The sequence below is a fragment of the Pseudomonas sp. WS 5027 genome (assembly GCF_012985695.1).
GTDB classification, from domain to species: Bacteria; Pseudomonadota; Gammaproteobacteria; order Pseudomonadales; family Pseudomonadaceae; genus Aquipseudomonas; species Aquipseudomonas hygromyciniae.
Genome location: NZ_JAAQWU010000036.1, coordinates 1 through 19,894 on the forward strand (window position 1 = coordinate 1; position 19,894 = coordinate 19,894).

Sequence of the window (19,894 nt, forward strand, 5' to 3'; positions counted from 1 at the left end):
GCTGCGAAGCAGCCCCAATAAGCCGAATGCGTTGTACCAGATACACCGCAGCGGCTGGTTTTGGGGCTGCTTCGCAGCCCAGCGCGGGGCAAGCCCGCTCGCCACGGGGGCGTCAGTTTCTGAAAGTTGTGTAGATACCTATGCGCATCGCAGGCAAGCCAGCTCCCACATTTTGATTGGTGAATACAGTCAAATGTGGGAGCTGGCTTGCCTGCGATGGCGCCCGTCCAAACAATACATCCTCAACTCTCCTGCGCTCGGTAAGCCCCCGGCGTCACCCCCGTCCATTTCTTGAACGCCCGGTGAAACGCCGAAGGCTCGGAAAACCCCAACTGCTCGGCAATTTCCTGCAACGACAAATCCGCCCGCCCCAGATGAAAAATCGCAATATCCCGACGCAGTTCATCCTTGAGTGCCTGGAAGCTGGTGCCTTCCTCACGCAAATGCCGGCGCAGGGTCTGCGGGCTGATATGCAGGTGCTGCGCCACGGCTTCCAGGTCTGGCCAGGGCGTGCGGTCGCGGCTTAACAGGCGACGCAACTGGCTGCTCAGGCTGTCGCCTTCGTCTGGCCGGGATAGCAGGTCGGCGGGGGAGCGTTCGAGGAAATGCTTGAGGGTGCGCTCGTCTTGCAGCAGCGCCAGGCTCAGGTAGCGGCTATGGAACACCAGGCTGCTGCTGGCTGCGCTGAACACCAGGGGGCAAGGGAACAGCAGGTCGTATTCGCTGGCATGGGCCGGCGCCGGGTAGCTGAAAGTCGCTTGCTCCAGGCGGATACGCTGGCCAATCAACCAACTGCCGAGGCGATGCCAGATCACCAGCAGGGACTCGCTCAAGAAGTGATCCGGGTCCCACAGTTGTGAGTCATCCAGGCTCAAGCGTGCCATATAGCCTTCACGGCTCAGGCGCCAACGCGGCCCGTGGGGGAACAGGCCGTAGAACAACAGGCCGCGCTCCAGCGCCTTCTCCAGGGTGCGGCAGTGAATCAGCGCGTGGCACATCATGGCGAAGGTTCCACGCTTGCTCGGTCCATCGGCGAAGCCCAGGTACTCGTCATCCAGGGCCAGCCACAGACTCTGCAATAGTTGCGTGAACTGCTCCGGCGCGATGCGTGCGCGGGGCTCTGCCAGCAATTGCGGGGTAATGCCCAGTTGCTGCAACAGCGTCGAGCAGTCGTAGCCGGCCCGGTGCGCACCGCCCAAGGCAGCGCGGGCGTAATGACTGGCGATGGTGCGTTCGCGCATGCAGGGGCCTCGTCCATTGAGTGGCCGATGGTAGCCATCATGTCTGGGGTGGACAAGGCGGATATCCGCCAAATTGTAGGACGAGATTGGGATGTTGGGCGGATATCCGCCACCTCTAGCAACCCCTGAAACAGCCTTGGATTGCCGTCAGCCCCCATGACCCAAGGGCTCCAGGGCTTTTAAGGAAAGTGGCACGCCGTTTGCGATAAGGAGTACAGACCTGCCAGCCAGCAGTTCGCCAAAACAAATCCCTCCAGTGCAGGAGGGTTCGCAATTCAAGTGTCGTGGGCAATGGCGGATATTTGCCCCACGGGACTCTTGAGGAAACTTTGCAATGACGACTCGTCAGCCGTTCTACAAAACCCTGTACTTCCAGGTAATCGTTGCCATCGTTATCGGTATCCTGCTCGGTCACTTCTACCCGCAGACCGGTGTGGCCCTCAAGCCGCTGGGTGACGGCTTTATCAAGCTGATCAAAATGGTCATCGCCCCGATCATCTTCTGTACCGTGGTCAGCGGCATCGCTGGCATGCAGAGCATGAAGTCGGTGGGCAAGACTGGCGGCTACGCGCTGCTGTACTTTGAAATCGTCTCCACCATCGCCCTGCTGATCGGCCTGGTAGTGGTCAACGTGGTGCAGCCAGGCGCTGGCATGCACATCGACGTTGCGACCCTGGACGCTTCGAAAGTCGCAGCCTACGTTACTGCCGGTAAAGACCAGAGCATCGTCGGCTTTATCCTCAACGTGATCCCGAACACCATCGTCGGCGCCTTCGCCAACGGCGATATCCTGCAAGTGCTGATGTTCTCGGTGATCTTCGGTTTCGCCCTGCATCGCCTGGGTGCCTACGGCAAGCCGGTGCTGGACTTCATCGATCGCTTCGCCCACGTGATGTTCAACATCATCAACATGATCATGAAGCTCGCGCCAATCGGTGCCCTGGGTGCCATGGCGTTCACCATCGGTGCCTACGGTGTTGGCTCGCTGGTGCAACTGGGCCAGTTGATGATCTGCTTCTACATCACCTGCATCCTGTTCGTGCTGGTAGTGCTGGGTGGCATCTGCCGCGCCCACGGCTTCAGCGTCCTGAAACTGGTGCGCTACATCCGTGAAGAACTGCTGATCGTACTGGGTACTTCCTCCTCTGAATCCGCACTGCCACGCATGCTGATCAAGATGGAACGCCTGGGCGCGAAGAAATCGGTGGTTGGCCTGGTTATCCCGACTGGCTACTCCTTCAACCTCGACGGTACTTCGATCTACCTGACCATGGCTGCCGTGTTCATCGCCCAGGCGACTGACACCCACATGGACATCACCCACCAGATCACCCTGTTGCTGGTGCTGTTGCTGTCTTCCAAAGGCGCTGCTGGCGTGACGGGCAGTGGTTTCATCGTACTGGCCGCGACCCTGTCGGCTGTTGGCCACCTGCCGGTTGCCGGCCTGGCGCTGATCCTCGGTATCGACCGCTTCATGTCCGAAGCTCGTGCTCTGACCAACCTGGTCGGTAACGCCGTAGCGACCATCGTCGTCGCCAAGTGGGTCAAGGAACTGGACACCGACAAGCTGCAAAGCGAGCTGGCTTCCGGCGGTACCGGTATCTCCGAAACCCGCGAACTGGATGACCTGGGCGTAGCCGAAGGCCCGGCTCCAGCGATCAAGTAAACGCTCAAGCACACTAAAAAAACCCATCTTCGGATGGGTTTTTTTATGGGCGGGCGAGCACAACGGTCATTGTCGATGATGGTTACGGTAATTGCCGCTGGCGCCCAAGGCTGACTACTCTGTGCCCCATCGAACTGGAATCGGAGCTCCCATGTCAGGCCCCTTGGCGTCCCTCAAAGTGCTGGATTTCTCAACCTTGTTGCCGGGGCCTTTCGCCTCGCTGCTGTTGGCGGACATGGGCGCCGAGGTACTGCGCATCGAGTCCCCCACGCGCATGGACCTGCTGCGGGTGTTGCCGCCCCACGACCGTGGTGTGTCGGCCAGCCATGCCTACCTCAACCGCAACAAGCGCAGCCTGGCCCTGGACCTCAAGCAGCCCGAGGCGCTGGAGATCGTGCGGCAATTGGTGGCCGACTACGACATTGTGCTGGAGCAGTTCCGCCCCGGGGTCATGGAACGCCTGGGGTTGGGGTATGAAGCGCTGAAGGCGATCAACCCGAAGCTGATCTACGTGTCCATCACCGGCTACGGTCAGACCGGGCCCTACCGGGATCGCGCCGGGCATGACATCAACTACCTGGCGCTCTGCGGCGTGGCCAGCTACACAGGCCGCGAGGACAGCGGTCCGTTGCCCCTCGGCGTGCAATTGGCCGATGTGGGCGGTGGCTCGTTGCACGCCGTGGTCGGCCTGCTCGCGGCGGTGATTGCGCGCCAGCACAGCGGGGTGGGCCAGTACCTGGATGTAAGCATGACCGACTGCGCCTTCAGCCTCAACGCCATGGCCGGCGCGGCCTACCTGGCCTGTGGCGTGGAGCCTGGGCGCGAAGACCAGGTACTCAACGGCGGCAGTTTCTACGATTACTACCGCTCGCGGGACGGACGCTGGCTGTCGGTGGGAAGCCTGGAACCAGGATTCATGCAGCAGCTGTGTGGCGCGCTGGGGCGCCCGGAGCTGGCGGCCCTGGGGTTGTCGCCCAAGCCCGAGCAGCAAAAGGCACTCAAGCAGGCATTGCAGGTGGAGTTTGAACGGCACAGTTTTGAGGAGCTGTGTGCGTTGTTCGCTGGCTTGGACGCTTGCGTGGAACCGGTACTCAGCTTGGGCGAAGCCCTTGAGCACCCGCAGTTACAGGCCCGGGAGCTGGTGAGCCAGGTACCCCGTGGGGATGGTTCGCTTCAGGCGCAGATGGCGTGCCCGCTGAAGTTTTCCGAGGGGTTGCCGGCGCCTAGGCATATCGGGGCAGCGGTGGGGGCGCACAGTGATGAGGTGTTGGGGGAGTTGGGTTTCAGTCTTCAGCGGATTGCCGAACTGCGGGGTGCCAAGGTCGTAGGATAGTGGCTGTTTGGGCTCCTTCGCGAGCAAGCCCGCTCCCACATTCTGAATGTATTCACAAATCAAAATGTGGGAGCGGGCTTGCCCGCGAAGGGGCCAGAACAGGCACCCCAAAACCTCACTCCACCCGCGTTTCCCCAGTAAACACCAACGTCTCCCGACACCGGCGGCACAAATACCGCCGCCCCTGTTTCACCAACCCATGGCGCTGGGCCGAGAACGGAAAGTCACTGTCGGCACACGGACACCGGTAGATATAGCGGGTCACCCGCCGGCGCTGAATCTCATAGGTATGGCAACGATCAGGCGGCAATTCGTAGACCCCGCGCATGATCAGTTGCCATTCCTCGCCATGGGGCTGGATGCGCTCGCCGAACAATTGGTGGGCGATCAGGTGCGCCACTTCGTGGGCCACCGTCTGTTTGAGGAAGTGCTGGCTGTTTTCTCGGTACAACTGGGGGTTGAAGCGCAGCAGGTTCTCGTGCAAATGCGCGACACCGGCTTTCTGCCCACGTAGCTTGAGGCTGACCTGGGGGCGTTTGAAACTTCGTTTGAAAAAGGATTCGGCTTGCAGGAAACAATCTTCGACGCGGGTATTGAGTTGCTCGGGCATGCTGTACATATCTCCAGAGATGTCCAGTATGCCGCATCCAAGGGTGTTTCCGAATCTGTCAGGCGCCGAATGGTCATGCATAACGCACAAAGCCACCTTGCGGTGGCTTTTCCTGCGATTGAACGCTGGTCAGTTGGTATAGATCGGCCCTACGCCCAGGCCCCAGACAATCACGGTAAAGGCCATGATCGCCACAAGTACCACCAGGCCTACCGCCAGCACCGAGCTGGAAAACAGGAAGCCTTCGTCCGGGTCGATGCTCATGAAGGTCGGCAACCCCACATATAGCAGGTAGACGGTGTAGCAAATCGCCGCCGTGCCCACGACCATGCCCAGCCACATATGCGGATACAGCGCCGCCAGCCCGCCGATAAACAGCGGCGTGGCGGTGTAGGTGGCGAACGCGACGCAGCGCGCCATGCTCGGATTGGCGTCATAGGTGCGCGCCATCCAGTGAATGAAGGCGCCCATCACCGCAACGCCGCCGAGCATCGCCAGGTACGACATGATGGTCATCCACAACGCACTTTCCTGGGTCAGCATGACCGGGGAGCGATTGCCGATGACCCAGCCGACCTGGGTGGTGCCGATAAAAGCTGATACGGCGGGAATCGCCGCGAGAATCAGCGTGTGAGTGAGGTACATGTGGCCGATGCTTTCTTCTTTATCGCCACGAATTTCCCGCCATTCCTGGTCGGGATGGGTGAAAAGCCCCACGACGTGATGGATCATGCCAGTCACTCCTGTCGTTATTACCATCGCCCCCCAAGCGGAGCGCCCGCCGGCCAAGTGGCCTGAAAGGTCTGGATATGTGTGCGACCTTATGTCGCAGTATAGGAAGTGATGACCGGAAAAAGTGTGGGGCTTTAGAGCAAATTGCGCTGTAAACACTGGGCTTAATCGCGCCTGGGTCTGTGGCGTGGAATGCAGGCCCCCCACATTGGAACTCGCTGCTCCATACCGCTAAAATACCCGGCTTTTCGTCACACACCTTTTCGCGGATCCAAGCGCCATGGGCACCCTTACCGTCAATCAGAATAAACTGCAAAAACGCCTGCGACGCCTGGCCGGTGAGGCTGTCGCTGACTTCAACATGATCGAGGAGGGCGACAAGGTCATGGTCTGCCTGTCCGGCGGCAAGGACAGCTACACCATGCTGGACGTGCTGATGCACTTGCAGAAGGTCGCGCCGATCAAGTTCGACATAGTCGCGGTCAATATGGACCAGAAGCAGCCCGGGTTCCCCGAGGATGTGCTGCCGGCCTACCTCAAGGCCTTGGGCGTCGAGTACCACATTGTCGAGAAAGACACCTATTCGGTGGTCAAGGAACTGATCCCGGAGGGCAAGACTACCTGCTCGCTGTGCTCGCGCCTGCGCCGTGGCACCCTGTACACCTTCGCCGATGAAATTGGCGCAACCAAGATGGCCCTGGGTCATCACCGCGATGACATCGTCGAGACCTTCTTCCTCAACATGTTCTTCAACGGCTCCCTCAAGGCCATGCCGCCCAAGCTGCGCGCCGATGACGGGCGCAACGTCGTGATCCGCCCGCTGGCGTATTGCAACGAGAAGGACATCCAGGCCTACTCCGACTTCAAGCAGTTCCCGATCATCCCCTGCAACCTCTGCGGCTCCCAGGAGAACCTGCAGCGCCAGGTGGTCAAGGACATGCTCCAGGAGTGGGAGCGCAAGACGCCGGGGCGTAGCGAAAGCATCTTCCGCAGCCTGCAGAATGTGATTCCGTCGCAACTGGCCGACCGCAACCTGTTCGACTTCACCAGCCTGCGTATCGATGAAACCGCCGCTTCGCGCTTCGTCAACATTGTGAACCTCTGAGCCTTTTCCAGGCTCTGACAGACGGCGCTCATGGGCGCCGTTTTCATTTCAACCCGTAGGAGAGGGCATGCGCGATTACAAATGGCTGCACGAATACTGTCTGAACCGCTTTGGTTCGGCGGCCGAGCTGGAAGCCCACCTGCCTGTGCCCAAGACGTCGGCGCAATTGCGCCAGATCAGCGACGACCGCTACCTGTCGACCCTGTCGCTGCGGGTGTTTCGCGCAGGGCTCAAGCACAGTGTGGTGGACGCCAAGTGGCCGGCGTTCGAGCAGGTGTTCTTCGGCTTTGACCCGGAAAAAGTCGTGTTGATGGGGGCCGAGCACCTTGAGCGCCTGATGCAGGACACGCGGATCATCCGCCACCTGGGCAAGCTCAAGAGCGTGCCGCGCAATGCGCAGATGATTCTCGACGTGGCGCAGGAAAAAGGCAGCTTCGGCGCGCTGATCGCCGATTGGCCGGTGACCGATATCGTCGGCTTGTGGAAGTACCTGAGCAAACACGGTCACCAGTTGGGCGGTCTGTCAGCGCCGCGCTTCTTGCGCATGGTGGGCAAGGACACGTTTGTGCCGAGCTATGACGTGGTCGCGGCGCTCAATGCGCAGAAGATTGTCGACAAGGCCCCCACAAGCCTGCGGGACCTGGCGACGGTGCAGGCGGCGTTCAACCAGTGGCACGCCGAAAGTGGGTGGCCTATGTGCCAGTTGTCGATGATGTTGGCGTTTACCGTCAACCATTGACCTGTAGGAGCGAGCTTGCTCGCGAAAAACCTGAGGGCGCCGCGTGCATTCTGAATGCCCGCGTCATCGTTAACGTTTTTCGCGAGCAAGCTCGCTCCTACATGGCCAATCGCCGATTGAGCTGGGACCGCCAGCGCACGTACAGCAGCGCCGTGCAGAACACTGCCAGGCTCGCCAGCATCTCCAGCACGCCAAACCACTGGCGATTCGGGTCATAGGCCGCCAGGGCGCCCTTGATGAAGTACAGGTTCACCACAAAACACATCCACGAATGCCCGCGCGCACTGCCCATAAGCATGCCGGGCGCGAGGATCAGCAGCGGCACCAGTTCGATCAGCAAGATCACCCAGGGCCGGGCGCCATGCAGGTCGGCGAGCAGCAGGTAGTAAACGCAAAGCAGGCCTACCAGGCCAAAAAACGCCAGCAGGCTCAAGGCCCGTGCCACCTTGACCCGGGGTTCCAGCCAGGCCTGGGCCGGCAGGACTTTAGGCTTCTTGGCCACGGCCACTCTCCAGTTTTGCCGCAGTCTTCGCCAGACGCAGGCCCAGGGCGCGGCACAGGGCGATTTCATGGGGATCCAGGGCGCGCTTGCCATCGGCGCCGGAATGGTGGCTGGCACCGTAGGGCGTACCGCCGCCTTGGGTGTCGAGCAAGGCCTGTTCGCTGTAGGGCAGGCCGGTGATCAGCATGCCGTGGTGCAGCAGTGGCAGCAGCATCGACATCAAAGTGGTTTCCTGGCCGCCGTGCAGGCTGGCGGTCGAGGTGAAGACCCCAGCCGGCTTGCCGACGAGTGCCCCGGTCAGCCACAGGTTGCTGGTGCCGTCGAGAAAGTACTTCAGCGGCGCCGCCATGTTGCCAAAGCGCGTCGGGCTGCCCAGGGCCAGGCCCGCGCAGTTCTTCAGGTCGTCGAGGCTGGCATACAGCGCACCTTCGGCCGGGATGCTCGGGGCGACGGCTTCGCATTCGCTGGAGATTGCCGGCACGGTGCGCAGGCGCGCTTCCAGGCCGCCTTGCTCGATGCCCCGGGCAATCTGCCGGGCCATTTCGCTGACCGAGCCGTTGCGGCTGTAATACAGCACCAGGACGTAGGGCGCGCTCACGGCAGGATCTCCAGGATATTTTCCGGCGGGCGGCCAATCACGGCCTTGTCGGCGGTGGCCAGGATCGGTCGCTCCATCAACTTGGGATGGGCGGCGATGGCGGCTATCAACTGCTCCTCGCTGAGGCTGGCGTCGGCCAGGTCGAGGGTCTTGTATTCGTCTTCGCCGGTGCGCAGCAATTGCCGGGCGCTGATCCCCAGTTTGCCGAGCAGCGCTTCAAGCTGCGCGGCGTCCAGCGGGGTCTCCAGGTAGCGCACGACGTTGGGCGTCAGGCCACGGGCTTCTAGCAGTTCGAGCGCACCGCGGGATTTCGAGCAGCGCGGGTTGTGATAAAGCGTCAGATCGGTCATGTGCGGGTCGCATCTTGCGTAAGGTGGCGGGTATTCTACCTGCGCTGCGGCTTGTCCTTAAACCGTAAGAGGCGATCGGCCGCAGCCCACGTTCATTTTTGCTAAGGATTACCCCATGACACGGCGACTGATAGGCGCACTGGCAGTTATCACCACACTCCTGCTCAGCGGCTGCGGCAATGATTATGGCGTCGACCAATACGGCCAGAAAGTCGCGTCCGAACGCGTCGACAAGCAATGGCTGGTGGTCAATTACTGGGCCGAGTGGTGTGGCCCGTGCCGCATCGAAATCCCCGAGCTCAACGCCCTGGCCGAGCAGCTCAAAGGCCAGCCGGTGAGCGTGTTTGGCGTCAACTTCGACAATGTGCAGGGTGAAGAGCTCAAGAGCGCCAGCGAGAAGCTGGGCATCAAGTTCACCGTATTGGCACAGAATCCCGAGGCGATTTTTGATATCCCGCGCAGCGAAGCGTTGCCGGTGACCTACATCATCGATGACAAGGGCAAGGTGCGGGCGCAGATGTTGGGTGAGCAGACGGCGGAAGGTGTAATGGCCAAACTCAAAGAGTTGCGCGGCTGAATCCTCGCGATCTCTGTAGGAGCGAGCTCGCGAAGAACTCACAGACGCCGCGTTCATCCTGGATGCACGCGTTTTCGTTGACGTTCTTCGCGAGCAGGCTCGCTCCTACAGGAGTTGGGTCAGCCTTCTTCCAGCCACAAGCGCAGTGGCTTGCCCTCGGCAGGCCAGAAACGGGTTTGCTCGATGGGTGAAATATCCCAGCGCTGCACCGTCTCCAGGGCCTTGAAGAAGCGGTGCTCCTGCTCCATCAGGGCTTCTGCACACAGCTTGCGGGTACTGCCGATCTTGCCGAAGCTGAGTTTGTCACCGTCCAGGCTGTACGGCGCGAACCAGTGGTTGCAGCCGCCATTGCCATAGGCCCGGCCATCGGCGCCGAGGGTCACGGTCAGGTGGGCGTAGTCCATCAGGGGCCGCTCGCCGATCCATTCCACGATGTAGCTGTGATCCTGCTTGAGCTTGACCTCATCGCTGGCGCAGCCGGCGAGGCCGACACCCAGCGCTGCGACCATCAGCAGGCTCTTCATGGCGCAGCCTTCTGGCATTTTGGGCAGCGATGCTTGTCGCCGACCGTGGCCCAGCCCAACTCGGCAATGCGCGCAGTAGCGGCCGGTTGCAGCGGTTCCTTGGTCAGCTTGGTTTCCACCGAAAACTCAAATTCCAGCACGGCGTCGCAGCTGTCGCAGTTGACCTTCCAGGTGTGAATTTCCAGCTCGCCGAACTTCGGCCCTTGCGCCATGGCGACCCATTGCCCGGCTGGGCGGATGGAGTAGCGCGCATCGCCTTCGACGGTCAGGCGCATCGACAGGGTCTTGCTGCCGCGCAAGGTGACGATCAGCACGTCGCCATGCTTGATCGAGCCACCATTGCCGGTGACTTGGTAACGACCCGGCACCAGGGCGCGGCATTCGATCAGGGTGTGTTGTGGGCTCAGCAAACTGAAGCGGAAATCGTGTTCGGCCATGGATCCTCCAAATAGGCGCGGCATCCTATCACGCTCGCCTGTTCACCATGTGCGCGGTATGTGACCGTTGATCATCCGTGCACCAGGTTTTGCGGTTGACCGCTGGCCCAGGCCTGGATGTTGGCCAGGGTGGTCCCGGCAATCGCCGCCAGCGCCTCGCGGGTGAGGAATGCCTGGTGCGCGGTGATGATCACATTGGGGAAGGTCAGCAGGCGCGCCAGCACGTCGTCCTGCAACGGCAGGTCCGAGCGGTCCTCAAAAAACAGCTGGGCTTCTTCCTCGTACACATCCAGGCCCAGGTAGCCCAATTGCCCGTCCTTGAGCGCTTCGATCAGCGCCGGAGTATCCACCAGGCCGCCGCGCCCGGTATTGATCAGCATCGCCCCCGGCTGCATATGGGCCAGGGATTGAGCATTGATCAGGTGCTTGCTGTCGGCGGTCAGTGGGCAGTGCAGGCTGATGATCTGCGCTTCGGCCAACAACTGGGGCAGGTCGACATAGCGTGCGCCGAGGGCTTCGACCTGCGGATTGGGATAGGGGTCGTAGGCCAGCAATGAGCAGCCAAATCCGGCCATGATCTTGGCGAAAGTCGCGCCGATCTGCCCGGTGCCCACCACGCCAACGGTCTTGCCCACCAGGTCGAAACCGGTCAGGCCGTGCAGGCTGAAGTCGCCGTCGCGGGTGCGGTTGTAGGCGCGATGCAGGCGGCGGTTGAGGGCCAGCACCAGGGCCACCGCATGTTCGGCCACGGCGTGTGGCGAGTAGGCGGGGACGCGCACGATGGTCAGGCCCAGGCGTTTGGCGGCGGCCAGGTCCACATGGTTGTAGCCGGCCGAGCGCAGGGCAATCAATTGCGTGCCTCCGGCGGCCAGGTGTTCGAGCACCGGGGCGCTGAGGTCGTCGTTGATAAAGGCACAGACCACTTCGTGCTGGTCGGCCAGGGCCACGGTGTCGAGGTTCAGGCGTGCCGGTTGGAATTGCAGCGCCATGCCTTGGGGCAACGGTTCGGCGAGAAAGCTGTCACGGTCATAGGTCTGGCTGCTGAAGAGGATGATGCGCATCAAGGGGCTTCCTGCAAGATAGCGTGTGGTACCTGTAGGCGCTGGCAAACCGTGGCCTACAGGTATGTTGCCCGTCTTGGGTGGTTGGCGTGTTGTCCTGTGTCAGGCGTTGACCCGGGCTTCGCTGGCAAGGCGGGTAATGGCCATGTCCAGCTCATCGAGGGCGGCCATGGCCTTGGCGTCATCTTGCTTGAGCAAGGTTTCGGCGCGCTGGCAGGCGGCGCGTAATTGCGGTACGCCGCAGTAGCGAGTGGCGCCGTGCAGACGGTGGACCCGTTCGATCAGCGCGTTATTGTCGTTGGCTTCGCGGGCGATACAGACCGCCTCGCGGTCGGCTTCCAGGGATGCCAGCAGCATGGCCAGCATGTCGGCGGCCAAGTCTGCCTTGCCGGCCGCCAGGCGCAGGCCTTCGTCATGGTCCAGCACTGGCAGTTGGGCGGCGGGGCCGTGGCCTTCGACTACACGTTCCGGACCTTGATTGCGCAAGGCAAGGCCGGTCCATTTCAGCACCACTTGGGCCAGTTGCCGCTCGCTGATGGGCTTGGTCAGGTAGTCATCCATGCCGCTTTGCAGGAGGGCACGCTTTTCATTGGCCATGGCATGGGCCGTCAGCGCGACGATAGGCAGTGGCGTGCCGTGGCGCTCGCTTTCCCACTGGCGAATCGCCTCGGTGCTCTGGCGCCCGTCCATGCCGGGCATCTGTACATCCATCAGCACCAGGTCGAAGGCTTCTTTTTTCACCGCTTCGATGGCGCTATAGCCACTTTCCACGGCCTGGACCTTGGCGCCCATGTCTTCGAGCAGGGTTTGTACCAGCAACAGGTTGGCCGGATTGTCGTCGACACACAGCACCCGTGGCGCGCGGCTGGACAACGGCTCCCCCGGCTCGCTGCGCAACGGCCGCGGGCTGATCAGGTCGGACAGTGCCCGGCGCAATTTGCGGGTGCAGGCCGGCTTGGCCTGCAACTGGCTATTGGGGTTGGGCACCGAGAGGTTGAACAGCATCTGCTCGGTGGTCGGGCACAGCACCAGGACTTTGCAGCCCAGGTGTTCGAGGTCCCACAGGTGTTGGTTGAGGCGTTCCGGCGGAATATCGTTGGCGGTGATGCCCAAAACCGCCAGGTCGATGGCATGTTCGGTCTGGTGCGCGCTGGTGATGCCGTTGGTGAGGTTCTCCAGGCTGTTGAACGGCGTGACCTCCAGGCCACAGTCTTCCAACTGGTGTTGCAGGGCCTGGCGTGCCAGTTCGTGATTCTCCAGCACCGCCACGCGCCGGCCCAACAGCGGTGGGGCGGGCAGGTCTTCGATATCGTCGCGGGTCTTGGGCAGGTTGAGGCTGATCCAAAACTCCGAACCTTCGCCTGGGGTGCTGTCGACGCCGATTTCGCCGCCCATCTGTTCGATCAGGCGCTTGGAGATCACCAGGCCCAACCCCGTGCCGCCGGGTTGGCGCGACAGCGAGTTATCGGCCTGGCTGAAGGCCTGGAACAGGGCGCGTACATCCTGGTTGGACAGGCCGATGCCGGTGTCCTGCACGCTGATGCGCAGTTGCACGCTGTCTTCCTGCTCGTCTTCGAGCATGGCCCGGGCCACGATAGTGCCCTCGCGGGTGAACTTGATGGCATTGCTGACCAGGTTGGTGAGGATCTGCTTGAGACGCAACGGGTCGCCCACCAGGGACAGGGGGGTATCGCGGTAGACCAGGCTGACCAGCTCCAGCTGTTTGGCGTGGGCGGCCGGGGCGAGGATGGTCAAGGTGTCTTGCAACAGGTCACGCAGGTTGAACGGAATGTTATCGAGCACCAGCTTGCCGGCTTCGATTTTCGAGAAGTCGAGAATTTCGTTGATGATACCCAGCAGGTTGTCGGCGGATTTTTCGATGGTGCCCAGGTAATCCAACTGACGGGGCGAGAGCTCGCTTTTCTGCAGCAGGTGGGTGAAACCGAGGATGCCGTTGAGTGGCGTGCGGATTTCATGGCTCATATTGGCCAGGAACTCCGACTTGATGCGGCTGGCTTCCAGGGCTTCCTTGCGGGCCAGGTCCAGCTCGATATTCTGGATCTCGATGGTTTCCAGGTTCTGGCGCACATCTTCGGTGGCCTGGTCGATGCTGTGTTGCAGTTCTTCCTGGGCGTTTTGCAGGGTTTCGGCCATGCGGTTGATACCGGACGCCAATTGATCCAGCTCCTGGCTGCCCAACGGCGGCAAACGGGTTTCCAGGTTGCCATCCTTGAGCTGCGCCACCGCTTGCTTGATCTGCCCGATGGGTGAGTTGATCGTGCGGCTGATGCGCAAGGCCAGGGCCGCGGTGCAAATCAGGCCGATGGCGATCAACAGGAGGCTGGCGAACAGGCTGCGATAGCCGCGTAGCAGCATGCCGTTGTGGGACAGTTCCAGCTCGACCCAGCCCAGCAGACGGTCGGCTTCGTCGGGAATCAGTTCACCGGCGAGGTTGCGATGGCGGCCGAACACGGGCAGCAGGTAGCGAGTGGCGTCATTGCCTGTGCGTTGCAACAGGTGTGAGCTGTTGCCAATGGGCGGTGGGTTAAGCATGGTCGGGCCGGCATGGGCCAGGGACGAGCGGTCGGGCGCCAGGAAGGATACGGCTCGCACATCGACTTGTTCCAGGGACTGGGTCGCGATGCGCTCCAGCAGATCGGTGTTCTTGCTGCCCAGTGCCGGTGCCACCAGCGGCGCCAGCTGTTCGGCGATCATCTCGCCGCGATTGAGCAGTTGGGTTTGCAGGTCCGAAAGCTGCATCCAGGTGAAATAGCCGCCCAACAGCAATGCCATCAGGCTGGTAGGCAACAAGGTCAGCAACAGTACGCGGCCTTTTATCCCCATTCTTCTTAGCACGCCACTCTCCCGCTACCACACTGATGTCGACATTCTTCGCAGGCATCCGGCCCGCGCCACCTGCGCAGTGTAGCCATATGAGGGGCTTGGAATCTTGCAAAAAATGCTTGAGAGGGCGATGGCGGGATTATTGAGCAGCAGTAACGGCGGGTATCGCTGCCTCCCTGACGTCAAAGCGCACGCGTACTTCGGTAGGCGCTGGCTTGCCCGCGATGGCCATAGGTATCTACACAACTTTGCCGCAACGCCTAAATCCAGGCAGATAGCGCCGTTGTGGCGAGCGGGCTTGTCCCGCGCTGGGCTGCGAAGCAGCCCTAGTAAGCCGAATGCGGTGTATCAGATACACTGTAGCGGCTGGTTTTGGGGCTGCTTCGCAGCCCAGCGCGGGGCAAGCCCGCTCGCCACGGGGGAGTTCGTCAGTTTCTGAAAGTTGTGTAGATAACTATGCCGCGATGGCGCCAGCCGGGACATCTCTGCTCCTGAACTGAGGGGCCGCCTTCTATCGATTACGCTGCTGGCGCTTTTTCCATTGATGACCCACCCACCACCGCCAATACACCATCGTCAGGCAATACGCCAACGCGCCCAGTACCAACCCCATCACCACCGAACCCAGCAGAAAGGGCTGCCACATGGTCGACAGTTGCCCGCTGATCCACTCCCAGGTCAGTTCATCGGGCAGGGTGCGCGGCGGGATGTTCATCAGCCAGGTGCCGGTCATGTAGGTGCAGAAGAACACCACCGGCATGGTAATTGGATTGGTCAGCCACACCAGGCTCACGGCGATGGGCATATTGCCGCGCACAGAGATGGCGAGGACGGCTGCCAGCAGCATCTGCAAGGGGATGGGAATGAAGGCGGCAAACAGGCCGACAGCCATGGCCCGGGCAACCGAGTGACGATTGAGGTGCCAGAGGTTGGGGTCATGGAGCAGCGTACCGAGAAAGCGTAAGGACTTGTGTTCCCGAATGCTGGTCGGATCGGGCATGTACCGTTTGAATAAGCGCCGTGGCATAAGGGGTCCAGGTCAGTTCGAGGGGCAAGTATGCCCGTATTCTACGAACGGGAAATTCAGACTTTGTGACAAAAAATAATAGTTCGCCCTGAACCCCTCGGCTAACACTCAATGGGTCACTTTCAAGGAATGATCCATGCGTACAGGGATGTTTGCGCTGGCGTTGGGGCTGCTGGCGTTGCGCCTGCTGCCTGTCTTGCCGCCGGTCGGTTGGTTGCTGGTGTTACCGGTGGTGGCGTTGATGCTGCTGCCGTTTCGTACTTATCCGCTGGCATTTTTCCTGTTGGGCCTGGCATGGGCCTGTTTCAGCGCGCAACGGGCCCTCGACGACCGGCTCATCCCCGCGCTGGACGGCCAGACCCGCTGGCTGGAAGGGCGCGTCAGCGGGCTACCACAGCAGGCCAATGGGGTGGTGCGTTTCGAGCTGAGCGACAGCCGGTCACGTCAGGGCCGGCTGCCCCAGCGCATCCGCGTGAGCTGGCAGGGCGCCCCCCCAGTGCGCAGCGGTGAGCGCTGGCGTTTGGCCGTGACCCTCAAGCGTCCTTCCGGACTACTGAATTTCCATGGCTTCGACCAGGAGGCCTGGCTATTGGCACAGCGTGTGGGGGCGACCGGGTCGGTCAAGGATGGCCAGCGCCTGGCGCCGGCCCGGCATGCCTGGCGCGATGCCGTCCGCCAGCGATTATTGGCAGTCGATGCCCAGGGCCGCGAAGCCGGGCTGGCTGCACTGGTGCTGGGTGACGGCTCCGGCCTGGCCGCCGAGGATTGGCGCATTTTGCAGGCCACCGGCACCGTGCATCTATTAGTGATCTCCGGCCAACATATCGGTCTGTTATCGGGCTTGATCTATGCACTGGTGGCCGGGCTGGCCCGCTACGGCTGCTGGCCCAGGCGCTTGCCCTGGCTGCCTTGGGCATGCGGCCTGGCATTTGCCGCTGCGCTGGCCTATGGCTTGCTGGCCGGTTTTGAAGTGCCGGTGCAGCGGGCCTGTGTGATGGTGGGCCTGGTGCTGCTGTGGCGCTTGCGGTTTCGCCATCTGGGGATCTGGTGGCCACTACTGCTGGCCCTGAATGCGGTATTGATCATCGAACCGCTGGCCAGCCTGCAACCGGGTTTCTGGCTGTCGTTTGCCGCCGTGGGCGTGTTGGTGCTGGCCTTCAGTGGCCGCTTGGGCCCCTGGCGTGCCTGGCAGGCCTGGACCCGTGCCCAATGGCTGATCGCTATTGGCCTGTTTCCGCTGCTGCTGATCCTCGGTCTGCCCATCAGCTTGAGTGCGCCGCTGGCCAATCTGTTTGCCGTGCCGTGGATCAGTCTGCTGGTGCTGCCGTTGGCGCTGGCGGGCACGCTGTTGCTGGCGCTGCCGTGGCTGGGCGGCGGCCTGCTGTGGCTAGCGGGTGGCGCACTGGATTGGCTGTTTACGGCCCTGGCCATGCTGGCCGTGCACGTACCGGCCTGGATGCCTGCCGAGGTGCCTGTCGGCTACTGGTTGCTCAGCTTGCTGGGAGCACTGCTGTTGTTGATGCCCAAGGGCATTCCTTTTCGCCTGCTGGGTTGGCCCATGTTGCTGTTGGCAGTGTTCCCGCCCCGCGAATCGATCCCATTGGGGCAGGTGGCGGTGGAGCAACTGGATGTCGGCCAGGGCCTGTCGATAGTGCTGCGCACCCGCAACCACGTGCTGTTGTATGACGCCGGTCCGCGGCTTGGGGATTTCGACCTCGGTGAGCGCGTGGTACTCCCGGCGCTGCGCAAGCTGGGGGTTAGCCAAGTGGACTTGATGCTGCTCAGTCACGCTGATGCCGATCATGCCGGGGGCGCTGCGGCGGTTGCGCGCGGGTTGCCGGTCAAACGGGTGGTGGGCGGGGAAACCCAGGGGCTGCCGGCGTTCCTTCATACCCAGGCCTGTGTCAGCGGTGAGCAATGGGAGTGGGACGGTGTGCAGTTCCGACTGTGGCAATGGGCGGATGCCAGCAACGGCAACGCGAAGTCGTGCGTGCTGCAAGTCCAGGCCAATGGTGAACGGCTGTTGCTGACCGGCGATATAGACCGCGAGGCCGAGCGGGCCTTGCTCGCCACGCCCCTGGCGGTCGCCACGGATTGGTTGCAAGCGCCCCATCATGGCAGTCGCAGTTCCTCGTCATGGCCGTTTGTCCAGCGAGTCGCCCCCAAGGCTGTGTTGATCTCTCGCGGGCGTGGCAACTCCTTTGGCCATCCGCACCCGCAAGTGCTGGCGCGTTATCGGCATTTTCACAGCGCCATTTATGACAGCGCCGAACAGGGCGCCATCCGCCTGCGCCTGGGGGCTTTCCAGGCGCCGATCATGGCACGCAGCCAGCGTCGTTTCTGGCGCGCGCCTGTCATTGACAGTTACCAAAGGCCGGTGCCTGCGACATGATGGCTGTCGGCGGGCAGGCCCTTCCTCGCCAGCCTATATGCTAAAGTGGCGCACTTTTTCGAGGGGACATTCACTGTGTGGGAATTGGTCAAATCCGGCGGCTGGATGATGTTGCCGATCATTCTGAGCTCCATCGCCGCACTCGGCATCGTTGCCGAACGCCTGTGGACCCTGCGCGCCAGCCGCGTGACCCCTGATCATCTGCTGGGGCAGGTCTGGCGCTGGATCAAGGACAAGCAACTGGACAAGGAAAAACTCAAGGAACTGCGGGCCAATTCCCCCCTGGGCGAGATCCTCGCCGCCGGCCTGGCCAACTCCAAGCACGGTCGCGAGATCATGAAGGAGTGTATTGAAGAGGCCGCCGCCCGGGTTATCCACGAGCTGGAGCGCTATATCAATGCCCTGGGCACCATCGCCGCGATGGCGCCGTTGCTCGGCTTGCTCGGCACTGTGCTGGGCATGATCGATATCTTCAGTGCCTTTACCGGTTCGGGCATGACCACCAACGCCTCGGTATTGGCCGGCGGGATTTCCAAGGCCTTGATCACCACGGCTGCTGGCCTGATGGTGGGTATCCCGGCGGTATTTTTCCACCGCTTCCTGCAGCGCCGCATCGATGAGCTGGTGGTGGGCATGGAGCAGGAGGCGATCAAGCTGGTGGAAGTGGTCCAGGGCGACCGTGACGTCGACCTGGTCGAGGGCAAAGCGTGAAATTTCGCCGAAAACCTCGGGAAACCGTCGATATCAACCTGGCGTCGTTGATCGATGTGGTGTTTATCCTGTTGTTGTTTTTTGTCGTCACCACCACCTTTACCCGGGAGACCCAACTGCGGGTCGAACTGCCGGAAGCCGTTAGCGGCTCGCCGGCCGAAGACCAGCAGCTCAAACAGCTGGATATCACCATCAGCGCCGAAGGGGTGTTTTCGGTGAACAATCAGTTGCTCGAGAAAAACGACGTGGCCAGCGTGATGGATGCGCTGCAGAAGGAGTCCGGCGGTGATACACAAATGCCGCTGTCCATCAGCGCCGATGGCAAGACCCCGCACCAGGCCGTGATCACCGCAATGGATGCTGCCGGCAAGCTGGGTTTCAGCCATTTGCGCATGACCACTGTAGAGGCGGCGGGGCAACCCTGATGGCCTTGTCCGATCGTTTGCTCAAGGCCTGGTACGACGGCCATCCGGCGCTCAAGCTCCTGCAACCGCTGGAGGCGCTCTATCGTCGCGTGGTCAAGCGCAAGCGCGAACGGTTCCTGGCGGGCGAGGGGACAATCTACCAATCACCGGTGCCCATCGTAGTGGTAGGCAATATCACCGTGGGTGGTACGGGCAAGACGCCGTTGATCCTGTGGTTGATCGACCATTGTCAGCGCAGTGGCCTGCGGGTCGGTGTGGTCAGCCGTGGCTACGGGGCCAAGCCGCCGCAGTTGCCGTGGCGGGTGCAAGCCAGTGATAGCGCCCAGGTGGCGGGTGACGAACCCTTGTTGATCGTGCAGCGCAGTGGCGTTCCCCTGGTGATCGACCCTGATCGCAGCCGTGCAGTGCAGGCCCTGCTGGCCAGCGACACCCTGGACCTGATCCTGTCTGACGATGGCCTGCAGCATTACCGCCTGGCCCGTGATCTTGAACTGGTGCTGATTGACAACGCCCGTGGCCTGGGCAATCGCCGCTGCCTGCCCGCCGGGCCGCTGCGCGAACCGATCGAGCGTCTGCGCAGCGTCGATGCGCTGCTATATAACGGTGCCGGGGTTGATCGCGAGGATGGCTTTGCCTTCCGCCTGCTCCCCACCACCCTGGTCAACCTGCTGACCGGCGAGCGCCAGCCACTGGACCATTTTCCGCTGGGCCAGCGGGTGCATGCGGTCGCCGGCATCGGCAACCCGCAACGTTTCTTCAATACCCTTGAAACGCTACACTGGCTGCCAATACCCCATGCGTTTGCCGACCATGCGCCCTACAGCGCCGAGGTCCTGAATTTTACGCCGTCATTGCCGCTGGTCATGACCGAAAAGGACGCGGTGAAGTGCCGCGCCTTTGCCCAGGCACACTGGTGGTACCTTGCAGTCGATGCAGCACCGTCACCGGCGTTTATCGCCTGGTTCGACACGCAACTGATGCGGCTGCTGCCTGCTCGACTTTTGCCTTGAAACGCTTTTA

General features: G+C 61.9%; 20 protein-coding genes and 1 pseudogene. 9 read left to right on the forward strand and 12 right to left on the reverse strand.

Annotated elements, in window-relative coordinates; all coding sequences use genetic code 11:
• Positions 1–242 precede the first annotated feature (242 nt).
• On the reverse strand, positions 243–1,241 hold the full coding sequence (locus HBO09_RS27590; RefSeq protein WP_169992787.1) for an AraC family transcriptional regulator: 999 nt from the start codon (positions 1,239–1,241) through the stop codon (positions 243–245).
• 334 nt (positions 1,242–1,575) lie between these two features.
• Between HBO09_RS27590 and HBO09_RS27595 the strand changes: the two genes are divergently transcribed.
• Positions 1,576–2,907, forward strand: a complete 1,332-nt coding sequence (locus HBO09_RS27595) for a dicarboxylate/amino acid:cation symporter (protein WP_029300714.1) — start codon at positions 1,576–1,578, stop codon at positions 2,905–2,907.
• Positions 2,908–3,058: 151 nt separating this feature from the next.
• The gene (locus HBO09_RS27600) at positions 3,059–4,240 is read left to right on the forward strand and encodes a CaiB/BaiF CoA-transferase family protein (RefSeq protein WP_169992785.1); all 1,182 of its coding nucleotides are present in this window, start codon (positions 3,059–3,061) and stop codon (positions 4,238–4,240) included.
• A 115-nt stretch (positions 4,241–4,355) separates the two neighbouring features.
• Here HBO09_RS27600 and HBO09_RS27605 read toward each other — a convergent pair whose 3' ends face one another.
• Positions 4,356–4,850, reverse strand: coding sequence for a SprT family zinc-dependent metalloprotease (locus HBO09_RS27605; protein ID WP_169871663.1), 495 nt, complete (start codon positions 4,848–4,850; stop codon positions 4,356–4,358).
• 129 nt (positions 4,851–4,979) lie between these two features.
• Positions 4,980–5,582, reverse strand: a complete 603-nt coding sequence (locus HBO09_RS27610; protein WP_057439628.1) for a Yip1 family protein — start codon at positions 5,580–5,582, stop codon at positions 4,980–4,982.
• Positions 5,583–5,862: 280 nt separating this feature from the next.
• On the opposite strand from HBO09_RS27610, the gene ttcA reads away from it, so the two are divergent.
• Together ttcA and HBO09_RS27620 are read left to right on the forward strand one after the other, a co-directional pair.
• Positions 5,863–6,687 carry a tRNA 2-thiocytidine(32) synthetase TtcA gene (gene ttcA / locus HBO09_RS27615; RefSeq protein ID WP_169992783.1) on the forward strand — a complete coding sequence of 275 codons (825 nt, stop codon included), beginning with the start codon at positions 5,863–5,865 and terminating at the stop codon, positions 6,685–6,687.
• A 67-nt stretch (positions 6,688–6,754) separates the two neighbouring features.
• Complete coding sequence (locus HBO09_RS27620) at positions 6,755–7,426, forward strand: DNA-3-methyladenine glycosylase I (protein ID WP_169992781.1); 672 nt, start codon at positions 6,755–6,757, stop codon at positions 7,424–7,426.
• A 2-nt stretch (positions 7,427–7,428) separates the two neighbouring features.
• On the opposite strand, the pseudogene HBO09_RS29240 reads toward HBO09_RS27620, so the two are convergent.
• From HBO09_RS29240 to arsC, 4 genes and pseudogenes are all read right to left on the reverse strand, one after another.
• Positions 7,429–7,536, reverse strand: a pseudogene (locus HBO09_RS29240) (outer membrane lipoprotein carrier protein LolA); the annotation flags it as partial.
• Positions 7,524–7,928, reverse strand: a complete 405-nt coding sequence (locus HBO09_RS27625; protein ID WP_169992779.1) for a DUF2069 domain-containing protein — start codon at positions 7,926–7,928, stop codon at positions 7,524–7,526. The gene HBO09_RS27625 and the pseudogene HBO09_RS29240, both read right to left, overlap by 13 nt.
• A complete protein-coding gene (wrbA, locus tag HBO09_RS27630) occupies positions 7,912–8,526 on the reverse strand; it encodes an NAD(P)H:quinone oxidoreductase (protein WP_029299742.1) in 615 nt (204 codons plus the stop codon). The genes HBO09_RS27625 and wrbA overlap by 17 nt, the downstream gene beginning before the upstream one ends.
• Positions 8,523–8,876: an arsenate reductase (glutaredoxin) gene (gene arsC / locus HBO09_RS27635; protein ID WP_169992777.1), complete on the reverse strand. Its 354-nt coding sequence runs from the start codon at positions 8,874–8,876 to the stop codon at positions 8,523–8,525. Before arsC ends, wrbA begins: the two co-directional genes overlap by 4 nt.
• Positions 8,877–8,991: 115 nt before the next feature.
• Between arsC and HBO09_RS27640 the strand changes: the two genes are divergently transcribed.
• Positions 8,992–9,453, forward strand: coding sequence for a TlpA disulfide reductase family protein (locus tag HBO09_RS27640; protein WP_169992775.1), 462 nt, complete (start codon positions 8,992–8,994; stop codon positions 9,451–9,453).
• 119 nt (positions 9,454–9,572) lie between these two features.
• On the opposite strand, the gene HBO09_RS27645 is transcribed toward HBO09_RS27640, so the two are convergent.
• The 5 genes from HBO09_RS27645 to HBO09_RS27665 form a co-directional block, all read right to left on the reverse strand.
• Complete coding sequence (locus HBO09_RS27645; protein ID WP_169992772.1) at positions 9,573–9,977, reverse strand: META domain-containing protein; 405 nt, start codon at positions 9,975–9,977, stop codon at positions 9,573–9,575.
• Entirely contained in the window at positions 9,974–10,414 is a 441-nt protein-coding gene (locus tag HBO09_RS27650; protein WP_169992770.1) for a hypothetical protein, read from the reverse strand. Before HBO09_RS27650 ends, HBO09_RS27645 begins: the two co-directional genes overlap by 4 nt.
• Before the next feature lie 71 nt (positions 10,415–10,485).
• On the reverse strand, positions 10,486–11,475 hold the full coding sequence (locus tag HBO09_RS27655) for a 2-hydroxyacid dehydrogenase (RefSeq protein WP_169992768.1): 990 nt from the start codon (positions 11,473–11,475) through the stop codon (positions 10,486–10,488).
• Positions 11,476–11,577: 102 nt separating this feature from the next.
• Entirely contained in the window at positions 11,578–14,331 is a 2,754-nt protein-coding gene (locus tag HBO09_RS27660; RefSeq protein WP_170061030.1) for a response regulator, read from the reverse strand.
• Between the two features lie 499 nt (positions 14,332–14,830).
• The gene (locus HBO09_RS27665; RefSeq protein WP_169955198.1) at positions 14,831–15,346 is read right to left on the reverse strand and encodes a DUF2062 domain-containing protein; all 516 of its coding nucleotides are present in this window, start codon (positions 15,344–15,346) and stop codon (positions 14,831–14,833) included.
• A 136-nt stretch (positions 15,347–15,482) separates the two neighbouring features.
• On the opposite strand from HBO09_RS27665, the gene HBO09_RS27670 reads away from it, so the two are divergent.
• The 4 genes from HBO09_RS27670 (at position 15,483) to lpxK (ending at position 19,884) form a co-directional block, all read left to right on the forward strand.
• On the forward strand, positions 15,483–17,738 hold the full coding sequence (locus HBO09_RS27670; RefSeq protein ID WP_262381344.1) for a DNA internalization-related competence protein ComEC/Rec2: 2,256 nt from the start codon (positions 15,483–15,485) through the stop codon (positions 17,736–17,738).
• 75 nt (positions 17,739–17,813) lie between these two features.
• Positions 17,814–18,449: a MotA/TolQ/ExbB proton channel family protein gene (locus HBO09_RS27675; protein WP_029299724.1), complete on the forward strand. Its 636-nt coding sequence runs from the start codon at positions 17,814–17,816 to the stop codon at positions 18,447–18,449.
• Positions 18,446–18,874, forward strand: a complete 429-nt coding sequence (locus tag HBO09_RS27680) for a biopolymer transporter ExbD (RefSeq protein WP_169992764.1) — start codon at positions 18,446–18,448, stop codon at positions 18,872–18,874. Before HBO09_RS27675 ends, HBO09_RS27680 begins: the two co-directional genes overlap by 4 nt.
• Positions 18,874–19,884, forward strand: a complete 1,011-nt coding sequence (lpxK, locus tag HBO09_RS27685) for a tetraacyldisaccharide 4'-kinase (protein WP_169992762.1) — start codon at positions 18,874–18,876, stop codon at positions 19,882–19,884. The genes HBO09_RS27680 and lpxK overlap by 1 nt, the downstream gene beginning before the upstream one ends.
• Positions 19,885–19,894: the final 10 nt, after the last annotated feature.

What these genes read in the sequence shown, in the direction of transcription:
- HBO09_RS27670 (WP_262381344.1), top strand. Translation starts at nt 15,483, where the DNA reads ATGCGTACAGGGATGTTTGCGCTGGCGTTGGGGCTGCTGGCGTTGCGC.
- HBO09_RS27605 (WP_169871663.1), bottom strand. Translation starts at nt 4,850, where the DNA reads ATGCCCGAGCAACTCAATACCCGCGTCGAAGATTGTTTCCTGCAAGCC.
- HBO09_RS27610 (WP_057439628.1), bottom strand. Translation starts at nt 5,582, where the DNA reads ATGATCCATCACGTCGTGGGGCTTTTCACCCATCCCGACCAGGAATGG.
- HBO09_RS27620 (WP_169992781.1), top strand. Translation starts at nt 6,755, where the DNA reads ATGCGCGATTACAAATGGCTGCACGAATACTGTCTGAACCGCTTTGGT.
- HBO09_RS27655 (WP_169992768.1), bottom strand. Translation starts at nt 11,475, where the DNA reads ATGCGCATCATCCTCTTCAGCAGCCAGACCTATGACCGTGACAGCTTT.
- HBO09_RS27645 (WP_169992772.1), bottom strand. Translation starts at nt 9,977, where the DNA reads ATGAAGAGCCTGCTGATGGTCGCAGCGCTGGGTGTCGGCCTCGCCGGC.
- HBO09_RS27640 (WP_169992775.1), top strand. Translation starts at nt 8,992, where the DNA reads ATGACACGGCGACTGATAGGCGCACTGGCAGTTATCACCACACTCCTG.
- HBO09_RS27590 (WP_169992787.1), bottom strand. Translation starts at nt 1,241, where the DNA reads ATGCGCGAACGCACCATCGCCAGTCATTACGCCCGCGCTGCCTTGGGC.
- HBO09_RS27595 (WP_029300714.1), top strand. Translation starts at nt 1,576, where the DNA reads ATGACGACTCGTCAGCCGTTCTACAAAACCCTGTACTTCCAGGTAATC.
- HBO09_RS27600 (WP_169992785.1), top strand. Translation starts at nt 3,059, where the DNA reads ATGTCAGGCCCCTTGGCGTCCCTCAAAGTGCTGGATTTCTCAACCTTG.
- HBO09_RS27650 (WP_169992770.1), bottom strand. Translation starts at nt 10,414, where the DNA reads ATGGCCGAACACGATTTCCGCTTCAGTTTGCTGAGCCCACAACACACC.
- lpxK (WP_169992762.1), top strand. Translation starts at nt 18,874, where the DNA reads ATGGCCTTGTCCGATCGTTTGCTCAAGGCCTGGTACGACGGCCATCCG.
- arsC (WP_169992777.1), bottom strand. Translation starts at nt 8,876, where the DNA reads ATGACCGATCTGACGCTTTATCACAACCCGCGCTGCTCGAAATCCCGC.
- ttcA (WP_169992783.1), top strand. Translation starts at nt 5,863, where the DNA reads ATGGGCACCCTTACCGTCAATCAGAATAAACTGCAAAAACGCCTGCGA.
- HBO09_RS27665 (WP_169955198.1), bottom strand. Translation starts at nt 15,346, where the DNA reads ATGCCACGGCGCTTATTCAAACGGTACATGCCCGATCCGACCAGCATT.